Origin of the sequence: Actinomadura sp. NPDC048955 (assembly GCF_040649435.1) — a bacterium.
In the GTDB taxonomy this organism is placed as follows: domain Bacteria; phylum Actinomycetota; class Actinomycetes; order Streptosporangiales; family Streptosporangiaceae; genus Spirillospora; species Spirillospora luteofluorescens.
Genome location: NZ_JBEZJI010000014.1, coordinates 102,591 through 123,910, shown reverse-complemented (window position 1 = coordinate 123,910; position 21,320 = coordinate 102,591). Strand labels below are relative to the sequence as shown.

Sequence of the window (21,320 nt, the reverse complement as noted above, 5' to 3'; positions counted from 1 at the left end):
AGACTAGCCGACCACTATCTGGACACCGCCGCCAGTTTCCGCACCGTCTGGATCAGCTGGTTGGGGTCGAACGGCTTCGTCACGTACGCGTCGACACCGATCTCGTGCCCCCGCCGCACATCGTGCTCCTGCGCCCGCGCCGTGATCATCACGACCCTGATGTGCGCGGTCCCGGGATCCTCCCGCAGCCGCACCGCGGTCACCCACCCGTCCAGCCGGGGCATCATCACGTCCAGCGTGATCACGTCCGGCCCGACCTCCACCACCTTGTCCAGGCAGTCCCGCCCGTCCACCGCGGTCGACACCTCGAACCCCTCCAGTTGCAGGTTCACGGCGATGAGCTGGCGGATCACCTCGTCATCATCGACGACCAGCACGCGTCCCAGTGGCTCGGTCACGGCCTCGAAGTTAGCCCACCCGACCCCCGGACGCACGGCGAACCTCCCCGTGCGCGTCACCCCGCCAACCCTGGTAACCTCATACCGCGTCGCGCCCCCTTAGCTCAGGGGATAGAGCAACGGCCTCCGGAGCCGTGTGCGCAGGTTCGAATCCTGCAGGGGGCACCTACAAACGATCAGCCGGTTCCCGCGTCCCACCAGCGGAAACCGGCTCTTCTCGTTCCTGGCCCAAGCGACACCAGACGCCACCACAGAACCCGCAAGCCACGGCCCACGTTCCATCTGTGTTCCAGCGCCCGAACTCGCCGTCTACACGCGCGTCTCCCACACGCGGCCGTAACCAGCGCGCGAGAGCGCACCCGGTCACCAGACTCCGAGCGGCATGACGTTCCACGAGAGACGAATGACGGGACGCGTCTGCAACCGCAACGGCTCAAGGTCACCACTCGCGAAGAGCGGGACCAGGCCCTCGTACTCGTCCCGCTTCTCAACGGTGAGGCTCTCCAACCACGGAGCCGGCCAAGCGACATGGTCTCTTCGGCCGCCTCGTGAGGCCGTGTGCACAAGTTGAATCCTGCAGGGAGACTCCTCTCTAAGAGCAGCGAATTCACCTTGCTGACGAGCACGAGAGCTCCAGGACCGGGCGGAATCTCGGTCCAACTGGACCGCGCTCGATGCGTGACGCTGCCCCTGCCGCTCGCTGTCGTCCGTCCACCTCCTTGGGGGCACCGGGAGTGTTTGAACGGGCGTCAAAATGCCTCATCCGGCGTCCGGCAGGTGGCAGTCGCTCTCTCGTAGCGCTACACATTTATTGGTCGTAGACCAGGGTTGTAGGGCGTCGTGGAGAGTGGCGTGAGGGGGCGGCCTCGGCCCTTTTCCTCACGAGGCGGCGTAGCTCGGCAGAGCGTTTTCTTTTCGTCAGTGGACGACGCGGTAGGAGATGTGGGTTGCCGCGGGGGTGGCTATCACCCGGGTGCGTTCGAGGGGGATCGAGGAGGCGAGCGCGCCGAACAACGGTGTTCCGCCGCCGACCAGGACCGGGACCACATGGACGCGGATCTCGTCGACCAGGCCGAGCGGGAGTGCCTGCTGCATGACGGTCGCGCCGTGCAGGCCGACGACCTTGTCGCCCGCCGCCCTCTTGGCCTGCTCGATCGCGCTGGCCACCCCGTCGGTGACGAAGGTGAACACGGGCGGGTACGACTTGGTCGGCGCCTGGTGAGTGACCACGAAGCACGGGACGTCGCCCATCGGGCCGCCCTCGCCCCAGCCGCCATCCCCCTCGTTCTTCTCGAAGGACTTCCGGCCCATCACCACCGCACCCCAGTTTGCGATCACCTGGCCCAGGATGGCCCAGTCCTCGTCGGTCGCCTGGTCGGACATCCACTTGTGCAGCATCCAGGCACCGTCGCCGAACGGGTTCTCGCGGCTGTCGTTCGGGCCGGTGACATACCCGTCGAGCGAGACGGACATGTCGCAGATCACTTGTGCCATGGGTAGTGCCCTCCATCTGCCGGTGTTCCCAAGGTCTGTTGTGCTTTGTACGACTCGGCGTGCCGGTCGAACTCATCGGTGACCTGGTGCTGGCGGCGGGGCTTGGTTGTTAGGTGGTGGGGTCGTTGGGGAAGGTTTTGGCTACCATTTTTCGGACTTGGGCGTAGAGGGTTGCGTGTGGCGATGGGTCCAAGCCTTCGGCCCGGAACACTGCTTTTGTGAAGGCGTCCACGTCGGCTGGCGGCGAGTCGCATAGCGCGGCTTGTTCCTGCGGCGGCAGGCAGAAGCCGAGGTCTATGCAGAGGTCACGGAGCAAGTGAGCGATGTCCTCGCGGGACAGCTTCGCTGAGTCCACGGCTCTACGGTGACACACCGTGCGCGGTCCGGTTCAGGGCCTTGGCCATGCACTACGTCTTTCCTCCGGTGAGTTCCTCCGACCCTCATGGGTCGTCTTCCGCGTGCGAGACTTGGCGCGTGATCGATCGTTGGGGCGAGATCGACGAGTACATCGTGCGGCATCGGATCCTTCCCGCCATCGTGATCTTGCATGAGGAGTACGGCTACAGCATTCATGAGGCGATCGACGCGTTCGACGTCCGGTACAGGCTGCTTCGGGAGACCAGGCCGGGTGATTTCACCGTGAGCCGCGAGGAGTACGGCAGGCATTTCTATAGCTGATGAGGTCGGCGTCACTCGTCATTCGGGGTGGGTTTTCTGTGGAGGATCAGGAGGGCTCTGTCGTCTGTGAGTTTGCCTTGGGAGTACTGCTCCAGGTCGTGGTTGACGGTGGGGGCCATCTCGTTGGGAGGTAGGTCTTTCCAGGTGGGGAGGCGGGCTTCTAGGGGGTAGAAGGCGCCGGCGGGGTCGCGGGTTTCGGTGACGCCGTCGGTGCACAGGAGGAGTGTGGAGTCGGTTGGGAAGTCGAAGGTTGTAACGTTTCGTGGTTCTGGGCTTAGGGAGGCCAGGCCCAGTGGCAGGGACGCCTCTCCTAGGGGTACCTGGCCTGTTTGCCGGGCGGTCAGTAGGTAGGGCGGGATGTGACCGCAGTTGATGGCTTGGGCCGTTGTCTGCGTGATGCCCAGGACGAGCGCTGTGACGAATCGTTGTTCTTCACCCGTCTGGGCGACGAACGAGTTGTGCCGCAGGACCGAGTTCTCCAGGGCGTTCACGAGGGCGGTGAGTGTGGGCGCTACCAGGGCCGCCTCGCGGAACGAGCTGAGGACCGCGAAGGCCGCGCTGATGGCGGGGAGGCCCTTGCCCTGGACGTCGGCGATGAGGACGCGGCTTCCGTACGGCGTCGGCATGGCCTCGTAGACGTCGCCGCCGACCATGCTGTCCTCCTCGACCGGCTCGTAGAGGCCGTGGACGAGGAGTTCGCCGGTGACGAGGGGGAACGGGCGCAGGATCTGGCGCTGGAGGGCGGCCGCCGCGGAGCGGAGCCGGCTGATCTCCTTTTCCTGGCGGATGCGGCGGACCGCCTGGATCACGCTCAGGCCGTCGAGCGCGACGGCGAAGGCGATCACGCTCGCGTTGGCGGCGGCGGACGGCAGCGGGCTGCGGATCAGGGAGCCGGCGATGACCAGGATCGTCCACACGGAGGCGACCGCGGTCTGCCGGACGGTGCCGCGGCCGGCGATCAGCGTGGGCAGGAAGATCAGGAACGGGGCCAGGCCGGTCTCCCTGCCGAGCGCGAGGCCGGTCACGGCGAGGGCCGCCGTGATCCCCACCAGCCATCCCGCCACGACCCGCCAGGTGAGGCCGCCCCGTCCCGCGGCGGCGTCCGGATCCTCCGAGATGCCCATCTCCTGTCCCACCGAGAGCCGTCCCTGTTGTGATCATTAGATCACGCAGGGTGGTTTCGGATCCGGGGCCCGGTGGTTCGGCGCCGGCGACACCGCGCCGACGCCGAACCGGGCTTGGTCACTCCGCGTAGGGCTGGTCCTCGCCCTGGGCGCTGTAGCCGAGGCTCCAGATGTAGCCCTCCGGGTCGGCGAAGGTGCCGCCGTACCCGCCCCACGGCAGGGCGCCGGCGGGCTTGAGGATCGTGGCGCCGGCCTTCTCGGCCTCCGCCATGACCTCGTCGACGCGCGCCTCGCTGCGGACGACGTAGGTGAGCACCAGGCCGCTGAAGCCGCTGCCGTCCGCGCTGGTGCCGACCTGGTCGGCCAGGCCGTCGCGGCCGTAGAAGCCGACGGGCGAGGCACCGTCCGACTCGAAGAACACCGAGATGCCGTAGTCGTTCTGGATCTTCCAGCCGAGACCCTCGGTGTAGAACCGCTTGGCCCGCTCCATGTCCCGGACGCCCAGCAGGATCGAACTCACGTGCGCCTTCATGTCGTGTCCCCTCGTGTGCGCGATGGTCGCATCGGCGGTGGGTGGGCCTGTCGGCCACCTGCTTCCGCCTTCGTGAACATCACGCTACGTAGGGACGGGAGGCCGGCGCTTCTCGATTCCTGATCGATCCTCAGGAGTGGAGGTCGAGGGCCGCGCGGATGATCGAGTCGGTGTCGATGCCGTGGTGGCGGTGGACGTCTTCTATGGAGCCGGACTGGCCGAAGGTGGTGACACCCAGGGTCGTGCAGGGGACGTTGTTCACGCCGGCCAGGAAGGCCAGGGTGTGGGGGTGGCCGTCCAGGACGGTGACGAGCGGGGTGGCGCGGGACGCGGGGAACGCCTGGTCCAGGATCCAGTTCGGGCCGTCGTCCTGGCCCTGTCGGGAGCGGAGAGCCTGGAAGAGCAGGCCGGGGCTGGTCACGCAGACCACGTCCGCGCCCACTCCCGCCTGCTCCAGGCGGTCGGCGGCGGCCATGGCCTCGGGGACGAGGGCGCCCATCGCCGCGATGGTGACGGCGGGACGGGCGGAGCGGCGCAGCGGGTAAGCGCCGGCGATCACCTGGCGGCGGCGACGTTCGCGGGCGGCGGGGTCGACGGGGACGTCCGCGAGGGTCTGGTCGACCGGGCGGGTCGACAGGCGCAGGTAGGCGGAGCCGCCGCCCGGCCGGCCGAGGCGGGCCATGCTCGCGAGCAGCGTCCATTCGGTGTCGAGGACGAACGCGGGCTCGTAGGCGACGCAGCCCGGCTGCTCGACGCCGATCGACGGGGTGACGATGGACTGGTGCGCGCCGCCCTCGGGGGCCAGCGTGACCCCGGACGGGGTGCCGATCAGGATCGACTGGCCGCCCGCGTAGATGCCGAACGACCAGGGTTCGAGCGCGCGGCCGACGAACGGGTCGTACAGGACGCCGATCGGGAGCAGGGGACGGTTCCAGCGGCTCCAGGTGGCGCCGAGTTCGCCGAGGAGGCCGACGAGGTTGGTCTCGGCGATGCCGAGTTCGATGTGCTGGCCCGCCGGGCCTTCCCGCCAGTGCAGGATCGTCTCGCCGTCGTCGGCGAACCAGTCGCGGCGTTCGGAGGTCGACCAGACGCCGGCCTTGTTCACCCAGCCGCCGAGGTTGGTGCTGGAGCTGACGTCCGGGCTGACGGTGACGACGCGGGCGGCGGCGTCGGGGGCCTCGCGGGTGAGGTCGAGGAGGAGGCGGCCGAGGGCGGCCTGGGTGGTGGCGGTGCCCTTGGGGGTGCGGCCGATGTCGTCCGGCACCGGGGGCGGGGCCTGCGGGGCGGCGGGGGTCCGGCGCAGGCGTGCGGCCGTTTCGGCGCACAGGCGCGCGGCCTGCGACCCTTCGCCGAATCGGGCCCAGGGGGCGTCCGGGTCGGCGCCCAGGCGGGGCGCGAGCTCGGCGATCTGGTCGGCGGTGAGGAGGGAGGAGTGGTTCTGGGGGTGGCCCTCGCTGGGCAGGCCGTGGCCCTTGACCGTGTACGCGAAGATCACGGTCGGCCGGGTGTCGTCGATGGCGTCGAAGGCCTCGGCGAGGGTGCCGAAGTCGTGGCCGCCCAGGTTGCGCAGGGCCGCGAGGAGGGTGGCGTCGTCGAGTTCCGCGATCAGGCGGGCGACGGGCTCGCTGCCGCCGGGGAGGCGGTCGCGGAGTTCGGCGGCGTCGCAGCGCAGGAGGCGCTGGTACTCGGGGTTGGGCATCGCGTCGATGCGGGCGCGCAGGTCCTCGCCGCCGGGGCGCTCGAACAGCTCGGTGAGCAGGCGGCCGTACTTCAGCGTCAGCACCTGCCAGCCCGCGGCGGCGAACATGCCCTTCAACCGGTGCGCGGCCAGGTACGGCACGACGCGGTCGAGGGACTGCCGGTTGAGGTCGACGATCCACACGATCTCGCCCAGTTCGGCGACGCCCGGGTCGAGGATCGCCTCCCAGACGGCGCCCTCGTCCAGTTCGGCGTCGCCGACCAGGGAGTACTGGCGCCCGGCGGGCGCGCCCTCCACGTACCGGCGGGCGACCGCGCCCCAGATCGGCGCGGTGGCTCCGATGCCCACCGATCCGGTGGAGTAGTCGACCGGGTCGGGATCCTTGGTGCGGCTCGGGTAGCTCTGGAGTCCGCCGAACTCGCGCAGCGTCGTCAGGTACCGCTCGTCCAGCTCGCCGAGCAGGTAGTTGATCGCGTGCAGGACGGGGGACGCGTGCGGCTTGACCGAGACGCGGTCCTGCGGCCCGAGGTGGCGGAACCACAGCGCCGTCATGATGGACGCGATCGACGCCGAGGACGCCTGGTGGCCGCCCACCTTCAGCCCGGACGGGTTGGGCCGGACGCGGTTGGCGTGGTGCACGATCGCCGTGGACAGCCACAGCACCCGCCGCTCGACCTCCTCCAGCACGCCGGAGTGCGTGGCCGTCGCCACCGGATCGTTCATCGTCGGCTCCTTTGCCTCAGCGCCAGGGCGGGGTCAGGTCGACGGAGATCGACTGGATCTCCGTGACGGCCTCCGCGATGTAGCGGCCGCCCAGCCGGCCGTGACCGCTGTCGGTGCCCGGCGCACCGCCGAACGGCAGATGCAGCTCCCAGTAGTTGCTGGTGTCGTTGACGGTGACCTGTCCCGCGCGGAGCCGGCCGGCCACCGCCAGGGTACGGTCCAGATCGCGTCCGAAGACCGCCGAGCTCAGCCCGTACCGGCCGCGGTTCGCGGCGGCGAGGATCGCCTCGGTGTCGTCGGCGACCCGCAGCACCGGCGCCAGCGGGCCGAACGTCTCCTCGCCCAGGGGCCGCGGCGTCCGCGTCCAGCCCGACCAGGACGGTGGGACGCCAGAACAGGTCGGTGGGGCGGTCCGGCAGGGGGGCGCCGCAGAACGCCGTCCGGCCGCCGCGCGCCAGGGCGTCGGCGACGTGCCGGGCCATCGCGTCGGCCACGCCGCGCGTGTGCACCGGCCCCATGGTGGTGCCCGCCTCGAAGGGCGACCCGACCACCTCGCGCCGGGCCTCCTCGACCAGGCGTTCCTCCAGCTCGGCCGCGACCGATGCGGCGGCGATGACGCGTCCCGCCGCCGAGCAGGACTGGCCCGAGTTGGCGAACGCGTCGGCACCAACTTCGTCTTCCTCGATCTGGCTTCGCTCGGGCTCGACCGCGAGGGCGCCCGGGACCGCCTGCGCTCCCACGGCGTGCTGTGGTCCAACGCCCACCACCCCACCGTCCTGCGCGCCGTCACCCATCTCGGCCACTCCGAAGCGGACCTCCGCACCGCCGCGGCCCGGACCGTCGAGGCCCTGTCGAAGGAGTCGTGACGGCGCGGCCCTAGCCGGCCGGGGCCGCGGTGACGAGGTCCAGGGAGGCGCGGACGGCGGCGGGCAGGTCGCGCAGGCGGTGGAGCGGGAGTTCCACCAGGGTGACGTCCCGCGCCCAGGGAGCGGCGTCGGCCACGATCGCGCGGGCCTGCCGCTTGGTCAGGCCCGCGTGCGCGTCGAGCAGGGCGTCGCGCCAGACGTTGGCGACCTTCCCGTGCGCCCGGTCCAGGATCGCGCGCACGATCCGCTGGGTCTCGTCGGCCGTGCCGGACGGGGTGCGCACCGCCTCCACGACCGAGCCGCGCCGGGTCAGCTCGTAAACGGCCGCGAGCGAGGCGGCCTCGTCCGCGAGGTCGCCGGGAGCCTCGGAGAGGAACACCCGGACGTGCTCGGCGCGCGTGGCCAGCAGCACGCGGACCAGCGCGCCCTCCAGCCCCGGGGGCAGCGCGACGGCCGCGTGCCGCACCCGCGCGGCGTACGGCTTGGCCAGCCAGGTCGTCAGCCGCACGCGCGGCACCTGCGGGAGCACCTGCTTGGGCCAGTCTCCGACCAGGACGTCCGGGTGGAGGTCGGCGACGTTGGGCGACGCCCCCTCCGCCGTCCGGGCTTCGACCGCCTGGGGCCCCTGGGTGTAGATGGCGGTGGCGAACCGGTCGGCGCGGGCGGCCGCGGCCGGCAGGCTCTTGCCGGTCGGCCGCAGGACGTACAGGTCGGCGCGCGAACCGATCGCCTCCGCGCCGAAGTAGCTGTTGAAGTCCGGGTAGACGGCTTCGCTCACGAGGTTCAGATCCTGCAGCGCCTGCTGGACCTTCAGCGCGAGCATCGGAGTGCGGTCGCTCGCCCCGTAGGCGAGCAGGACCCGGCCCTGCCCCTGGTCCCGCAGCCCCTGAACAGCTCGCGCCACGAACAGCCCGACGCCCTCCGGCGTGTACGGAGGATCGGTCACCGCCAGGTCGGCGTACTCGACGGCCGACGCCGGAAGCCCCAGCCTCAGATCCGCCCAGCGGGTGCGCACGTCCAGCCCGAGTTCGGCGGCGCACTCGTCAATGTAGGCCAGGATCCGCTCGTCGACGTCCACGACGGTCGTTTGCACGCCCGGGTGCACCAGCCCGACGGCCAGCGAGGTCAGATCGTGGTCGCCCACGCACAGCAGGCGCGTGCCCGGCAGCCAGAACCGCGCCCCCAGGAGCAGGGCCCGCCGCACCACCGTCTCCGGCGTGGCCGACACGTGGTCCAGGACGTGCCGCGCCCGCGGCGCCCGCTCGATCAGCCCGGCCACCCGCTCCACCACGGCGGTGTACTCGGGCAGCAGGTGCCCCACCGGGTCGGCCGGGTCGAGCGGGCGGTACCCGGTGCGCAGCGACTCGGCGATCTCGGCGCCCTGCTCCGGGGTGAGGCGGAACCGGTCGCCGCCGGCGTGCTCCAGCGAGAGCCCGGCCAGCAGCGACTCCACCGAACGCCGCGGCGCGCCCGTCTCCCGGACCAGCTCGCCGAGCGTCCGCCAGCGCCGGTCAGCCAGCAGGCTCAGCGCGGCGTGGATCCGCCGGGGATCCATGTCCGCCGCGACCGGCGGCCCTGTCGGTGCTCCCCCATCAACCACCCGCGAATGCTACCGGCGTGCGGGCCCGCGCGAATTCGCCGCGACGTCGCCGAAGATTCACGCGGCCACCTCTGGTCACGATGAGCACTTCTGTCGCTACTTTGAGTAGCGTAGGTTCGTGGTATGCCCCTTCCCACAGAGCCCATCGGCAGCATCCCGCGTCCCCGGGAACTCCTCACCGCCGCGCCGTCCGAGCTGGCCGCCGCCCAGGAGCGCGCCGTGCGCGAGACCCTCCGCCGGCTGGAGGAGCTCGGCTCCCCGGTGGTGACCGACGGTGAGCAGTCCAAGCCGAGTTTCGCCACCTACCCGATCGCGGGCCTGGCCGACCTGGCCCCCGACGGCGCGGTGATCCCGTTCGCCGACGGGCACCAGCGGCAGCTGCCGCGGCTGACGGCGGGCCCGTTCCGCTACACCGGCCACGCCGTGGACTACCTGCGGGCCGCCCAGCGCCACGCGACGGCGCCGGTCAAGCAGGCCGTGATCGCGCCGTCGGCGCTGAGCCTGCTGTACCCGGCCGACGGCATCGACGGCTACCCGCGCGAGATGTTCCTCGACGACCTGGTCGACGAGGCCGAGGCCGACATCCGCTCCTGCCTGGACGCGGGCGCCCACGTGGTGCAGCTCGACTTCACCGAGGGGCGGCTGTCGCTCAAGCTCGACCCCAGCGGCGGCGTGCTGGACGCCTTCATCGCGCTCAACAACCGGGTCCTGGAGCGCTTCTCCTCCGACGAGCGCGCCCGGATCGGCGTGCACGTGTGCCCGGGCGGCGACCTCGACTCCACTCACAGCCTCGACGTCGACTACGCGGGGCTGCTGCCCAAGCTCTTCGAGCTCAAGGCCGGCGCCTTCTACCTCCAGCTGGCCAGCGAACCCGACCCCGACCGGATCCTGGCCATCGTCGCCGCCCACCTGCCCGCGGACGCCCGCGTCTTCGTCGGCGTCGTCGACCCCATCGACCCCCGCGTGGAGACGCCCGAGCAGATCCGCGACCGCGTCCTCGCCGCCGCCCGCCACCTGCCCGTCGACCGCCTCGGCACCTGCGACGACTGCGGCTTCTCCCCGTTCGCCGACGACACCTCCACGTCCCGCGACACGGCCTTCGCGAAGATAGCCGCCCGCGTGGAGGGCACGGCCCTGGCCGCCGCCGAACTGGGCGTCTGACCGCCCTGGAGCCCTGCTTCCCCTGAGCGCCCTCGCGGAGGTGCGTTCAGGGGAAGTCGCGGCGGTCATCGGGAAGCGCGCTCTGTGGGGGCGTCCGACGGCGGCGGGGTGCGGATGAGGAGCATCACCACGACGGCGACGGTGGTCAGGGCCAGGGCCGAGACGGTCGCACCGGCGGTGTAGCCGTGCACGAGGGCGCTCACCCGCGGGGCGCCCGGGCCGTGCTCGCGCAGGTAGCCCGCCGTCGCGCCGATCGCGACGGTGTTGACGACGGCGGTCCCGATCGAGCCGCCCATCTGGGACGCGGCGTTGACGACGGCGGCGGCGACGCCGGCCTCGCGCGGGGAGACGCCCGCGGTCGCCAGCGAGAACGCGGGCGGGAACGCGGCGCCCATGCCGAGCCCGAGCAGGATCTCGACCGGGACGACGGCGGTGGCGTAGCCGCTGCCCGCGCCGAGCCTGGTCAGGATGGCCAGCCCGGCCGCGGCGGTGAGCAGGCCCCCGGCGATCAGCAGCCGGGCGGGCACCCGCCTGATGAGCAGGGCGCCGACCAGGTAGCCGCTCGCGGAGTTCGCGACGGCCATCGGCAGGAACGCCAGCCCGGTGCGCATCGGCGAGAAGTGCGCGACCACCTGGAGGTAGTAGGTCAGCGTGAGGAAGACCCCGAAGGCGCCGACGACCGCGGTGGCCACCGCGAGGTAGGCGCCCGCCCGGTTGCGGTCGGCGAGGATCCGCAGCGGTAGCAGCGGCGCACCGTGCCGGGCCTGGCGCACGACGAACAGGGCGAGCGCCAGGACGCCGGCCGCGAGCGGCGCGGTGGTCTGCCACGCGTCCCAGCCGTGCGGGGCGGCCTGGCCCGCGCCGTACACGACGGCGGCCAGTCCGCCGGTGACGAGGACGGCGGAGATCCAGTCGAGGCGCGACCCGGGGAAGCCGGGCGGCGCCGGAAGGACGATCCGTCCCGCCACCGAGGCGGCCGCGGCGATCGCGACGTTGACGTAGAGGCACCAGCGCCAGTCGGCGTACTGGGTGAGCGCGCCGCCGAGCAGCAGCCCGACCGCCGCGCCGCTGCTGGCCACGGCGCCGTACACGCCGAACGCCTTCGCGCGCTCCTTGGGTTCGGTGAAGGTCACCGCCAGCAGGGACAGGGCGGTCGGCGCGAGGAGCGCGGCGAACGCCCCCTGCAGGGCGCGCCCGACCACGAGGACCCCGAAGCCCGGGGCGGCCCCGGCGATCATCGAGGCGATCGCGAATCCGGCCAGCCCGGCCAGGAAGCTGCGGCGCCGCCCGACCAGGTCGGCGATCCGGCCGCCGAGCAGGAGCAGCCCGGCGAAGGAGAGGGTGTAGGCGGTGATCACCCACTGCCGGTCGGCGTCGCCGAAGCCGAGCGCGTGCTGGGCCGTCGGCAGCGCGATGTTCACGATCGTGGCGTCGAGCGCGATCATCAGCTGCGCGACGGCGATGACGACCAGCGCCGCCCAGCGCCGGTTCGGGGTGCCCGCGGACGGGCCGGACGCGGTCCGCGCCGTGATGGCGGTCATGGAACCCACCTCCCAATAAATGAAGGGTTCTCCTCCGGATAATAACTGGAGGTTTCTCCTCCGTCTAGAGGTGACCTTGCCCTCCCTGGGAGGTTTCAGTAGCTTTGCCCCTTCAAGGCGTCTGCCAGGCGTTTTGTCCCACTCCGGTGGGGCGGGGTGCCATCCCCGCGCGCCAAGGCCCGAGACCCCTCATCGATCGGGCCCCACATCGTCAGAGCCGCTGTCTCCCAGCGGCACCCGCCGAGTCCGCCGTGGCGCGGAGCCGGGGACCCAACCCGCACTGGGGTGAATCGGCCTGTTCTCGGGCCGTAGGGCGACTTCCACGTCCGAACCCGTCAGCTAACCCGGTAGGCGGCACATGGAAGCAAGGAGCCCCCCTTGAAAGGCAAGCAGAGCAAGCGGTCGCGCGTCCTCCGGCCCGGCCCCTGGGCCACGGTCACGCTGACAGGCCTCGCCGTCTTCGGCGTGACGGCGGCAGTGCCGACGACCTTGCAGCACGCGTCCACCGAGAACGTCGCCGCCGTCCAGACCGTGCCGCAGCAGCGGACCGCGGGGCAGCAGGCCGCGCCGCGGAAGGCGGCACCGCAGGAGCAGGTCAGGGCCCAGGCCGAGGTCCTGAAGGAGTTCAAGGCACCGGCGAAGGCCGAGCCGTCCACGAAGACCAAGACCAAGAAGCAGGCCGCCGAGCCCGTGCCGGACGAGCGGTCCAAGGTCATCAAGCGGGCGGAGACCTGGCATCCGCACTCCGACGAGCGGGTCCCCTACAGCCAGACGAGCACGCACAACGGCTACCGCACCGACTGCTCGGGCTTCGTGTCCATGGCGCTCGGCCTGCCCAAGCCCGGGACGAACACCGTCGGCCTCACCTCGTCGCGGTACACCGAGCGCATCGAGATGTCCGGGCTGAAGAAGGGCGACCTCGTCATGGACGCCCTCGGCAGCAACACCACGCGGCACGTCGTCATCTTCGAGAAGTGGGCCGACAAGGAGCACTCGTCGTACTGGGCCTACGAGCAGCGCGGCCGGTACGGAACCGACCACCGGACGCTCGACTACGGGCTGTCCTCGGACGACGAGTACAAGGCGTACCGGCCGACGTCCCTCAAGTAGGCCGGCGGGAGATGCCCGGCATCGGCTCATCGCCGGTGCCGGGCGGAACGGGCCGAGGAGCGGGACGGGTCAGACCGAGCGGACGGCCCGCAGGGACTCCTTCAGGGAACCGAGGGTCGAGAAGACGGCCGTGGGTTCGTAGCCGCAGTGGGCCATGCAGTTGGCGCAGCGGGAGTCGCGTCCCCGTCCGTAGGAGTCCCAGTCGGTCTCGTCCAGGAGTTCCTGGTAGGTCTGCGCGTAGCCGTCCGACATCAAATAGCAGGGACGCTGCCAGCCGAAGAGCGAGTAGGACGGGATCGCCCAGGCCGTGCAGGGGAAGTCGACCTTGCCTTCCAGGAAGTCCAGGAACAGGGGCGAGTGGTTGAAGCGCCACCGCTTGCGGTTGCCGCCCCCGAACGCCTTGCGGAACAGCTCCCGCGTCTCCTGGACGCCGAGGAAGTGGTCCTGGTCGGGCGCCTTGTCGTAGGCGTAGCCGGGCGAGATCATCATCTCGTCGACCCGGAGGTCGTCGTTGAGGTAGTTCATGACGTCGATGACGGTCTGCGGCGTGTCCGTATTGAAGATCGTCGTGTTGGTCGTGACGCGGAACCCGCGCCGCTTGCATTCCTTGACGGCCGCGACGGCCTCGTCGAACACTCCCTCCTTGCAGACGGACTCGTCGTGGCGTTCCCGCAGGCCGTCGATGTGCACCGCCCAGGCGAAGTACGGCGACGGCGTGAACTTGTCGAGCTTCTTGGGGATGAGCAAGGCGTTCGTGCACAGGAAGACGAACTTCTTGCGCCGGACGAGTTCCTTCACCAGCTCGTCGATCTGCGGGTGCATGAGCGGCTCGCCGCCCGCGATGGAGACCATCGGCGCCCCGCACTCCTCGATGGCGGCGAGGGCCTGCTCCACCGGCATGCGTTTCTTCAGCACGTCGTGCGGGTGCTGGATCTTCCCGCAGCCGGCGCAGGCGAGGTTGCAGGCGAACAGGGGCTCCAGCTCGACGATGAGCGGGAACTTCTCCCGGCCGCGCAGCTTGTTGCGCAGAATGTAGCCCCCGATGCGAAGGCTCTGGCGGAGCGGCATGCTCATGGTGTCCGGACCTCCTTGTGCAGGGTGGACCCGGCGGCCTTCACCGGACCGCGCGCCCGCCTCACGCCGCACCGTCCAGGTAGCGGCCGAGGGCGCTCACGGGGAAGACCAGCCGGTACAGGTGGTAGTTGATGTAGAAGTCGCCGGGGAAGCCGGTGCCGGTGAACAGGTCCTCGTCCCAGGTGCCGTCCGGCCGCTGGTGGTCGACGAGCCACCGCACGCCCGCCTCCACGGCCGGGGTGCGCTCGCCCGCGGCCAGCAGCGCCAGCAGCGCCCAGGCCGTCTGCGACGGGGTGGACTCTCCCCGCCCGATCCACGCGGGGTCGTCGTAGGAGCGCAGGTCCTCGCCCCAGCCGCCGTCCGGGTTCTGGTGGTCCTCCAGCCAGACGACGGCGCGCCGGATCGCGGGCTTGCCGGGGCCGACCCCGGCCGCGACGAGCGCGGGCACCACGCCGCCCGTCCCGTAGACGTGGTTCGCGCCCCAGCGCCCGAACCACGAGCCGTCCGCCTCCTGCGCCCTGAGCAGCCACACGACGGCGCGCCTGACCACGGCCGACTCCGCGAGGCCCTCCTTCGACAGCGCCTCGACGACATGGGCGGTGACGTCGGCGGACGGCGGGTCGATGACGGCGCCGAAGTCGCAGAAGGGCAGCTTCGTGCACAGCTCGCGGGTGTTGTCGGCGTCGAAGGCGCCGAAGCCCCCGTCGCGCGACGCCATCCCCTCCAGCCAGCGAACGGCCCGCCTGATCGGCTCCTCCGCCTCCGGTAAGGCGACCCTGCGCAGCGCGAGGATCGCCTCGGCGGTGTCGTCGGTGTCGGGGTAGACGTCATTGTCGAACTCGAACGCCCAGCCGCCCGGCGGGACGTCCGGCCGCTTCACCGCCCAGTCCCCCGGACCGCGGACCTCCTCGCCGGCGACCCATCCGGCCGCCCGCAGCAGGGCGGGGTGGTCGGCGGCCACGCCCGCGTCGGCGAGCGCGTTCATGGCGAGCACCGTGTCCCAGACGGGCGACTGGCACGCCTCGAGGCGCCGCCCCCTCCCGTCGCGGATCGTGAAGCGTTCGAGCCCGTCCAGGCCGCGCCTGATGACCGGATGGTCGAGGCCGTAGCCGAGCTCGTGCAGCGCCATCAGCGAGTACACCCACGGCGGCTGGATCCCGCCCCAGCAGCCGTCGGCCTCCTGCCTGGCGATGATCCAGTCGGCCGCCCGGCGCAGCGCCGCCCGGCGCAGCGGGCGCACCGGCCGCTTCTCGTACACGTGCAGGACCCGGTCGAGGGCGTTGAACGCGGCCCCCCAGCCCCGGGCGTCCCGGGCCGGCATGACGCCGCGGCGCAGTTCGGGCAGGTCGAACGGCAGCGCCCGGACGGGGCGCAGCGACCCGAGGATCGTCAGCGGGACGATCGTCTGCCGCGCCCAGCACGCCCAGTCGTAGACGTTCAGCGGGACGCGGCTCGGCAGGAGCACCAGCTCGGGCGGCATGACCGGCAGGTCGTCCCAGGACCACTGCCCGAACAGCGCCAGCCAGAAGCGGGTGAAGACGCGGCTGCCCTCGATCCCGCCCGCCTCCCGCACGTACGCGGCGGCCCTGCGCATGTGCCCGGCGTCCACCGGGTCGCCGGCGAACCGCAGCGCGACGTACGCCTCGATCGTCGTGGACAGGTCGGCCGGGCCGCCGTGGAAGTTGGCCCACGTACCGTCTGCGCGCTGCCGCGAGCGGATCCAGCGCGCCGCGTCCTTGGTGTCGGCGTCGGAGCGGATGCCGAGGAACTGGCGGAGCAGCAGGTCCTCGGCGTCCATGGTGACGTTGGTCTCCAGCTCGCCCTTCCACCAACCCTCGGGCGACTGCAGGCCGAGCAGGTGGTCGCGGGCGGCCTCGACCGCGGCGGCGGCCGCGCCCGTGAGCCCGGACACGTCGGTGGTGGTCATGCGGCGCTTCCCTTCTCCCCGGCGCGGCGGGGTCAGTGGTCCCGGGAGGTGACGAACAGCGCGATGTCGCGGAACTCGGCGGCCACGGGACCGTCCATGCCCGAGTCGTCGAGGTGGCGCCCGGCTGCGGCGACGCGGCGGTCGGCCTCGGCGGCGGCCCAGTCGCGCCCGCCCGCCGCCTCGACGAGCCGGGCCATCTCCCGCAGGGCGTCCTCGGACGGCGGCCCGGGGTCGGCGTACAGGGCGGCGAGCCGGCGCGACTCGGGACGCCCGGCGTTCAGCGCGTACACGACCGGCAGCGACTTCTTGCGCGCCCGCAGGTCGGCCAGGACGGGCTTGCCTGTCGTGTCCGGGCTCCCCCAGATGCCGAGCAGGTCGTCGACGAGCTGGAACGCCAGGCCCGTCTCGGCGCCGAACCCGGTGAGGCCGGCGACGAGGCGGGTGGGGCCCTCGGCCAGCATCGCCCCGATCGAGCAGGCGCAGGCGAGCAGCGCGCCCGTCTTGTCCGCCGCCATCGCCAGGCACTCGCCGAGGGCCACGTCGTCGCGCTGCTCGAACCCGATGTCGAGCGCCTGGCCCGTGATGAGCCGCTGCGTGGCGGCGGTCAGCGCGCGCGCCGCCCGGTGGGCGCCGCGCGTCCGCCGCTCCAGGAGCAGGTTCTCCGCCAGCGCCATCAGCGCGTCGCCGCCGAGGATGGCGGCGGACGGGCCGAACACCGTCCACGCGGCGGGGCGGTGCCGGCGGGTCCGGTCGCCGTCCATGATGTCGTCGTGCAGCAGCGAGAACGCGTGCACGAACTCGACGGCGACGGCGCCGGGCAGCGCCGTCTCCTCGGACGCGCCGGCGGCCCGCGCGGACAGCAGCGCCAGCGCGGGGCGCAGCGCCTTGCCGCCCGCGGCGGCGGGGTCGCCGTTCTCGTCGGTCCAGCCGAGGTGGTAGGCGACGACGCGGCGGGTCCACGGGTCGAGCCGGTCCGCGGAGGCGCGCATGGCCCGGTCGACCAGGGCGCGGCCGCCGGTGATCGAGGCCGGGACGGCGGTCATCGGCCGCTCACCTCGCCCGGGGCCGTCCGGTCCAGGTGGCGGCGGACGAGCCGGGCCGCGGTCAGCCCGCTGCGCACGGCTCCCTCCATCGTGTCGGGCCAGCCCGTGTCGGTCCACGCGCCGGCGAGGAACAGCCACGGCAGCCGGGTCGCGGACGCGGGACGCAGCGCGCCGCTGCCGGGGCTCTGACGGAACGTCGCGTGCCGTTCCCTCGTCACGAAGAAGTCGGTGACGCGGGCGCGGCGGGCGGCCGGGAACAGCCGCTCCAGTTCGGCGAGGTACACCGCGCGCAGCTCGGCGGTGGGAGCGCCGATCCAGCGGTCGGCCGCCGAGACCGACACCGCCAGGTACTGGCCGCCGCCGGTGAGGCCGCTCACCCCGGTGCGGTCGAACACCCACTGGACGGGTGAGCCGACCGCGGCGGCGAACGGCGGGGCCGCGCCGTCCACCCGCAGGACGGGGCGGTCGTAGACGACGTGGACGTTGACGATCGGGCTGGAGCCGAGGCCGCCCCAGCGCGCCCGGTCCGGGGCCGCCTCCGCGGGGACGAGCGCGGCCGCCGCCCGGTGGGGCACGGCGACGACGACGGCGTCGGCGCCGACCGGGGAGCCGTTCACGACGAGCTTCGGCCCGGCGTCGATCGCCGTCACCTTCGCGTTCAGGTGGATCCGGCCGCCGTCCCGTTCGATCCTGGCCGCCGGGAGCGTGCCGTGCAGGTCGCCGAGCGGGACCGCGGGCACGCCGATGTCGGCGGCGTCCGCGCGGCCGAGGAGCGCGGTCCGGCACACGAACGCGGCGGAACCCAGCGCGGCGCCGTCCAGCCGGGCGTTGAGCGCGGCCGTGACGAACAGCTCCCAGAGCGCCTCGCGCGCCCAGGGGCCCTGGCCGTGCTCGGCGAGCCAGGTGCCCATGCTGATCCGGTCGAGGGACGGGTCGGCCGGGTCAAGGCGGTCGAGCGCCAGCGCCGCGCCGACCGCCCGCAGCCGGTCGGACGGCGCGAGCAGCCGGTACCCGGCGAGCGCGGGCAGCAGGTGCAGCGGCCCCGGGGCCCTGACACGGCGGAGCCGTGCGGTGGACGCCGCGCGGCGGAGGCGTCCGGCGCGTCCGTCCGGGGCCAGGACGCGGACGTCGAAGCGGTCCTGGACGCGGACACTGTCGAGGGCGTCCAGCCGGGCGAGCAGCCCCCGGTAAGCCGAGCAGCACTTCAGGAAGATGTGCTGCCCGTTGTCGACCGTCAGCCCGTCCCGCGAGAACGAGTGGGTGGCGCCGCCGAGCCGTGGACGCGCCTCGTAGATCGTCGGGCGGACCCCGGCCTCCTGGAGCGCCAGTGCGGCGGTGACCCCGGCGAGGCCGCCGCCGACGATCGCGACCTCCGCCGGGCCGCCGTCGCGGGCGCTCACCGGTGGACCCCGGCCATCGCCAGGGCGGACACCGTCGCCTTCTCCCAGGCGGGCAGGGACGTCCGCGTCTCCAGGGCGGTCAGCGGGTCGGCCGTGATGCGCCGCAGCAGGTGCCGGTAGATGCCCGCCATCGCGCCCGCGCACGCGGCGCTGCGCCGGTCGAGCATGGGCAGCAGATTCAGGCCGTCGTCATACCACCGTCCCGCCCGGTCGGCCTGGAAGCGGATGAGGCTCGCTAAACGCTCGGGGTCGTCGGTCGTCCGTCCCGTCCCGTCGCGCTCCAGGGTGCACCCGAACCGGGCGAGGTCCTTGGCGGGGAGGTAGACGCGGCCGTTCAGCGCGTCCTCCCGGACGTCGCGGAGGATGTTGGTCAGCTGGAGCGCGACGCCGAGCGCGTCGGCGTGCGGTGCGGCCGCGGCGGGGTCGGCCGTCCCGAACACGCCGAGCGACAGGCGGCCGACGGAGCCGGCGACGCAGCGGCAGTACCAGAGGAGGTCGTCGAAGGTGTCGTAGGCCTCGCCGCGCACGTCGGCCTCGCAGCCGTCGATGAGCTCGCCGAACGCGCCGAGGGGGATCGGGTGGCGGCGGGCCGCGTCGGCCAGCGCGACCAGCACCGGGTCGCCGGCGTGGGCGCCGAGGTCGGCGAGCCGCGCGCGCTCGTCCGCGAGCGCGGCGAGCCGGTCCGCCACGGGCGCGCCGTGGTCGTCGCCGACGTCGTCGATCCGCCGGGCGAACGCGTACACGGCGCTGAGGGCTCGCCTTTTGGGCGGGGGAAGCAGCCGGATCCCGTAAGAGAAGTTGCGCGCCTGGGAGCGTACGACGCTCTCGCAGTGCCGGTAGGCGGTGGATGCGTCCATCTATGCTGCCCTTCTCCTTCCCATCGTCCGCGACCACTCGGCGAGCAGCCGCACTTTCCTCGGCCGCGGCGGGCCCGGCAGGACGTCGTAGGCGGCGCGCTCCAGCGCGTCGAGGGCGGCGAGCCCGCCCGCGACGTATCCGGCGACGGCGACCCGCGCGAATCCCCGGAGCCCTCCGGTGAGGGCGGCGCCCTCGTCGAGCATGCGCCGCGCCCGCCTCGCCTGGAGCGCCACGACGCCGCGCAGCCGGGTCGGGGTCGCCGGGGCGGTGAGATCGTCCTCGGTGCAGCCGAACCGCCGCAGGTCGTCCGCGGGGAGGTAGACGCGGCCGTTGCGGTGGTCCTCGCCGACGTCCTGGCAGTGCTCGATGATCTGCAGGGCGGTGCACACCCGGTCCGAGAGGCGCAGCCGGTCCGGTGTGGCGGCGCCGAACACGTGCAGGACGATGTGCCCGACCGGGTCGGCGGACAGCGCGCAGTAGCCGAGGAGGTCGTCGAACGTCGCGTACCGGGTGACGTCCTGGTCCTGGCGGTTCGCCTGGACCAGGCGGCGGAACGGCTCGGCGGGGACGCGGCGGGCCACGATCGTCCCGGCCAGGTCGCGCAGCACGGGCAGTTCCGGCCGCTCTCCCGCGTAGACGCGGTCGAGGTCGCGCTCGACGAGGTCGAGGAGCCCGGCCCGCTCGCCCGGCGTGGCCTCGTCGCCGATGTCGTCGACCAGCCGGGCGTAGCCGTACACGTTCAGCAGGTGCGCGCGGTGGCGTGCGGGAAGCAGCCGGGAGGCGACGGGGAAGTTCTCCCCGGACTGGAGTTCGGTCCTCGCCCGGCGTTCCTCGGTGGCGTTCCACAGACGCTCGCTGACGGACATGGCGTTCCCCCTGGGGCGGTGGCGGCGCGGGGGCGTACATCGATGCCCGTTAACCGGGTGACCGGCCGGTAAACATGGACGTCGACGGGGCCCATGATGCGTACGTCCCCGATCGGCCGCGCCGAGCCTCCCGAATTACCGTCCTTTATGAATATAGGCCGGAAGTGGTCATGCGGGAACAGGAAATCGGAGCGCCGAGTGATCAGCGGCGGAACGAGTGGCGGCTCAGTAGGTGGCGAGGATTTGCGCGAGCCGGTGCGGCGTCCGCTCGGGCGGTGCCGCCTCGGTCACCAGCGTGTTGAAAATGTGCCAGTGGTGTTCGATCTCGGCGCGCCGCGCCGGGTAGACGGCATTGTCGGGACGCTCCAGATAGACCATGTCCTGCAGGCCCTGCTGCGGGAACCGGACGAGGGTGAGCGACCCGTCGCCGGCGATCTGGCCGGAGATGCCGAGGGGCGCGATCTGGATGGTGACGTTCGGACGCCGGCACTGCTCGATGATGTGCAGGATCTGCATGCGCATCGTCGCGGGCGCGCAGACGGGACGCCACAGCGCCCCCTCGTCAAGCACGACCCAGAGGTTGAGCGGGCGCGGCCTGCGGCGCAGGACGCGCTGGCGCCGCATCCGGAACTCCACGCGCCGCTCGACCTCGGCCTCGTCCTCGGGCCTCAGGCCGCGGACCAGCTCGCGAGCGTAGTCCTCGGTCTGCAGCAGGCCGGGGACGAACTGGGCCTCGAACGTGCGGACCAGCTTGGCGGCCTGTTCGGCGCTGAGGTAGTCGCGGACCCAGCGCGGGACGATGTCGCCGTCGCCGTGCCACCAGGGCCGCGCGCCGGTCTGCTCGGCGAGGGCGAGCAGGGTCGCGCGCTCGTCGGGTTCGGCGCCGTAGCGGTCGAGCAGGCCGCCGACGTCGCCCGGCTTGGCGCGGGTGCGACCCAGCTCCAGCCGGGCGATCTTCGACTCGGAGGCGCCGACCGCCAGGCCCGCCCTGGGCCGCGACAGCCGGGCCGCCTCCCGCAGTTCCCGCAGCCGCTTGCCGAGCAGCATGCGCGGGACGAACGGGTCGCCCTGCGCGCGGGCCGCACCGGCCGGGGCGCTCCGCGCCGACGGCGGTTTCCTGCTGCCGGTGATCGTGACGGAGGCCAAGGGGGACTCCTCATCGGAAGACGGCATGGACGACCGCTCCGACTATAGTTCACGCTGCGCGTCGGAGATAAGACCGTATG

The 21,320-nt window shown here is 72.5% G+C and carries 18 protein-coding genes, 1 tRNA gene, 1 pseudogene and 1 riboswitch; of the genes and pseudogenes, 4 read left to right on the top strand and 16 right to left on the bottom strand.

Annotated features, from left to right (window positions below; all coding sequences use genetic code 11):
- Nucleotides 1-14: 14 nt before the first annotated feature.
- Complete coding sequence (locus tag AB0C84_RS16710) at nt 15-377, bottom strand: response regulator (protein WP_361066664.1); 363 nt, start codon at nt 375-377, stop codon at nt 15-17.
- 114 nt (nt 378-491) lie between these two features.
- On the opposite strand from AB0C84_RS16710, the gene AB0C84_RS16705 reads away from it, so the two are divergent.
- Nucleotides 492-563 (top strand) — tRNA-Arg (locus AB0C84_RS16705).
- Between the two features lie 753 nt (nt 564-1,316).
- Here the strand turns inward: AB0C84_RS16705 and AB0C84_RS16700 are convergent.
- Entirely contained in the window at nt 1,317-1,892 is a 576-nt protein-coding gene (locus AB0C84_RS16700) for a dihydrofolate reductase family protein (protein WP_361066578.1), read from the bottom strand.
- Between the two features lie 474 nt (nt 1,893-2,366).
- On the opposite strand from AB0C84_RS16700, the gene AB0C84_RS16695 reads away from it, so the two are divergent.
- Nucleotides 2,367-2,570, top strand: a complete 204-nt coding sequence (locus AB0C84_RS16695; protein ID WP_361066575.1) for a hypothetical protein — start codon at nt 2,367-2,369, stop codon at nt 2,568-2,570.
- Nucleotides 2,571-2,581: 11 nt separating this feature from the next.
- Here AB0C84_RS16695 and AB0C84_RS16690 read toward each other — a convergent pair whose 3' ends face one another.
- The 6 genes and pseudogenes from AB0C84_RS16690 to AB0C84_RS16665 form a co-directional block, all read right to left on the bottom strand.
- A complete protein-coding gene (locus AB0C84_RS16690; RefSeq protein ID WP_361066572.1) occupies nt 2,582-3,706 on the bottom strand; it encodes a PP2C family protein-serine/threonine phosphatase in 1,125 nt (374 codons plus the stop codon).
- A gap of 106 nt (nt 3,707-3,812) precedes the next feature.
- A complete protein-coding gene (locus tag AB0C84_RS16685; RefSeq protein WP_361066569.1) occupies nt 3,813-4,226 on the bottom strand; it encodes a VOC family protein in 414 nt (137 codons plus the stop codon).
- Nucleotides 4,227-4,356: 130 nt separating this feature from the next.
- A complete protein-coding gene (locus AB0C84_RS16680; protein ID WP_361066566.1) occupies nt 4,357-6,648 on the bottom strand; it encodes a pyruvate dehydrogenase in 2,292 nt (763 codons plus the stop codon).
- 16 nt (nt 6,649-6,664) lie between these two features.
- Nucleotides 6,665-6,961: an aldehyde dehydrogenase family protein gene (locus tag AB0C84_RS16675; RefSeq protein ID WP_361066563.1), complete on the bottom strand. Its 297-nt coding sequence runs from the start codon at nt 6,959-6,961 to the stop codon at nt 6,665-6,667.
- 100 nt (nt 6,962-7,061) lie between these two features.
- A pseudogene (locus tag AB0C84_RS16670) lies at nt 7,062-7,442 on the bottom strand (aldehyde dehydrogenase family protein); the annotation flags it as partial.
- Nucleotides 7,443-7,524: 82 nt separating this feature from the next.
- Entirely contained in the window at nt 7,525-9,114 is a 1,590-nt protein-coding gene (locus tag AB0C84_RS16665) for a bis-aminopropyl spermidine synthase family protein (protein ID WP_361066560.1), read from the bottom strand.
- Nucleotides 9,115-9,237: 123 nt separating this feature from the next.
- Here AB0C84_RS16665 and AB0C84_RS16660 point away from each other — a divergent pair, with 123 nt between their 5' ends.
- Nucleotides 9,238-10,275, top strand: a complete 1,038-nt coding sequence (locus tag AB0C84_RS16660; protein ID WP_361066557.1) for a cobalamin-independent methionine synthase II family protein — start codon at nt 9,238-9,240, stop codon at nt 10,273-10,275.
- A gap of 65 nt (nt 10,276-10,340) precedes the next feature.
- Here AB0C84_RS16660 and AB0C84_RS16655 read toward each other — a convergent pair whose 3' ends face one another.
- Nucleotides 10,341-11,816 (bottom strand): MFS transporter, encoded by a 1,476-nt coding sequence (locus AB0C84_RS16655; protein ID WP_361066553.1) that lies wholly within the window; start codon nt 11,814-11,816, stop codon nt 10,341-10,343.
- A gap of 228 nt (nt 11,817-12,044) precedes the next feature.
- Nucleotides 12,045-12,185, top strand: a riboswitch (cyclic di-AMP (ydaO/yuaA leader).
- Between the two features lie 9 nt (nt 12,186-12,194).
- On the opposite strand from AB0C84_RS16655, the gene AB0C84_RS16650 reads away from it, so the two are divergent.
- On the top strand, nt 12,195-12,926 hold the full coding sequence (locus AB0C84_RS16650) for a hypothetical protein (RefSeq protein WP_361066550.1): 732 nt from the start codon (nt 12,195-12,197) through the stop codon (nt 12,924-12,926).
- 69 nt (nt 12,927-12,995) lie between these two features.
- Here AB0C84_RS16650 and hpnH read toward each other — a convergent pair whose 3' ends face one another.
- The 7 genes from hpnH to AB0C84_RS16615 form a co-directional block, all read right to left on the bottom strand.
- A complete protein-coding gene (gene hpnH / locus AB0C84_RS16645) occupies nt 12,996-14,000 on the bottom strand; it encodes an adenosyl-hopene transferase HpnH (RefSeq protein ID WP_361066547.1) in 1,005 nt (334 codons plus the stop codon).
- Between the two features lie 61 nt (nt 14,001-14,061).
- A complete protein-coding gene (gene shc, locus AB0C84_RS16640) occupies nt 14,062-15,927 on the bottom strand; it encodes a squalene--hopene cyclase (RefSeq protein ID WP_361066544.1) in 1,866 nt (621 codons plus the stop codon).
- Nucleotides 15,928-15,959: 32 nt separating this feature from the next.
- The gene (locus tag AB0C84_RS16635; protein ID WP_361066541.1) at nt 15,960-16,970 is read right to left on the bottom strand and encodes a polyprenyl synthetase family protein; all 1,011 of its coding nucleotides are present in this window, start codon (nt 16,968-16,970) and stop codon (nt 15,960-15,962) included.
- The gene (gene hpnE / locus AB0C84_RS16630) at nt 16,967-18,370 is read right to left on the bottom strand and encodes a hydroxysqualene dehydroxylase HpnE (protein WP_361066538.1); all 1,404 of its coding nucleotides are present in this window, start codon (nt 18,368-18,370) and stop codon (nt 16,967-16,969) included. Before hpnE ends, AB0C84_RS16635 begins: the two co-directional genes overlap by 4 nt.
- A complete protein-coding gene (gene hpnD, locus AB0C84_RS16625) occupies nt 18,367-19,227 on the bottom strand; it encodes a presqualene diphosphate synthase HpnD (protein WP_361066536.1) in 861 nt (286 codons plus the stop codon). Before hpnD ends, hpnE begins: the two co-directional genes overlap by 4 nt.
- Nucleotides 19,228-20,094: a squalene synthase HpnC gene (gene hpnC, locus AB0C84_RS16620; RefSeq protein WP_361066533.1), complete on the bottom strand. Its 867-nt coding sequence runs from the start codon at nt 20,092-20,094 to the stop codon at nt 19,228-19,230. It abuts the gene before it with no gap.
- 225 nt (nt 20,095-20,319) lie between these two features.
- Entirely contained in the window at nt 20,320-21,240 is a 921-nt protein-coding gene (locus AB0C84_RS16615) for a helix-turn-helix transcriptional regulator (protein ID WP_361066530.1), read from the bottom strand.
- Nucleotides 21,241-21,320 lie beyond the last annotated feature (80 nt).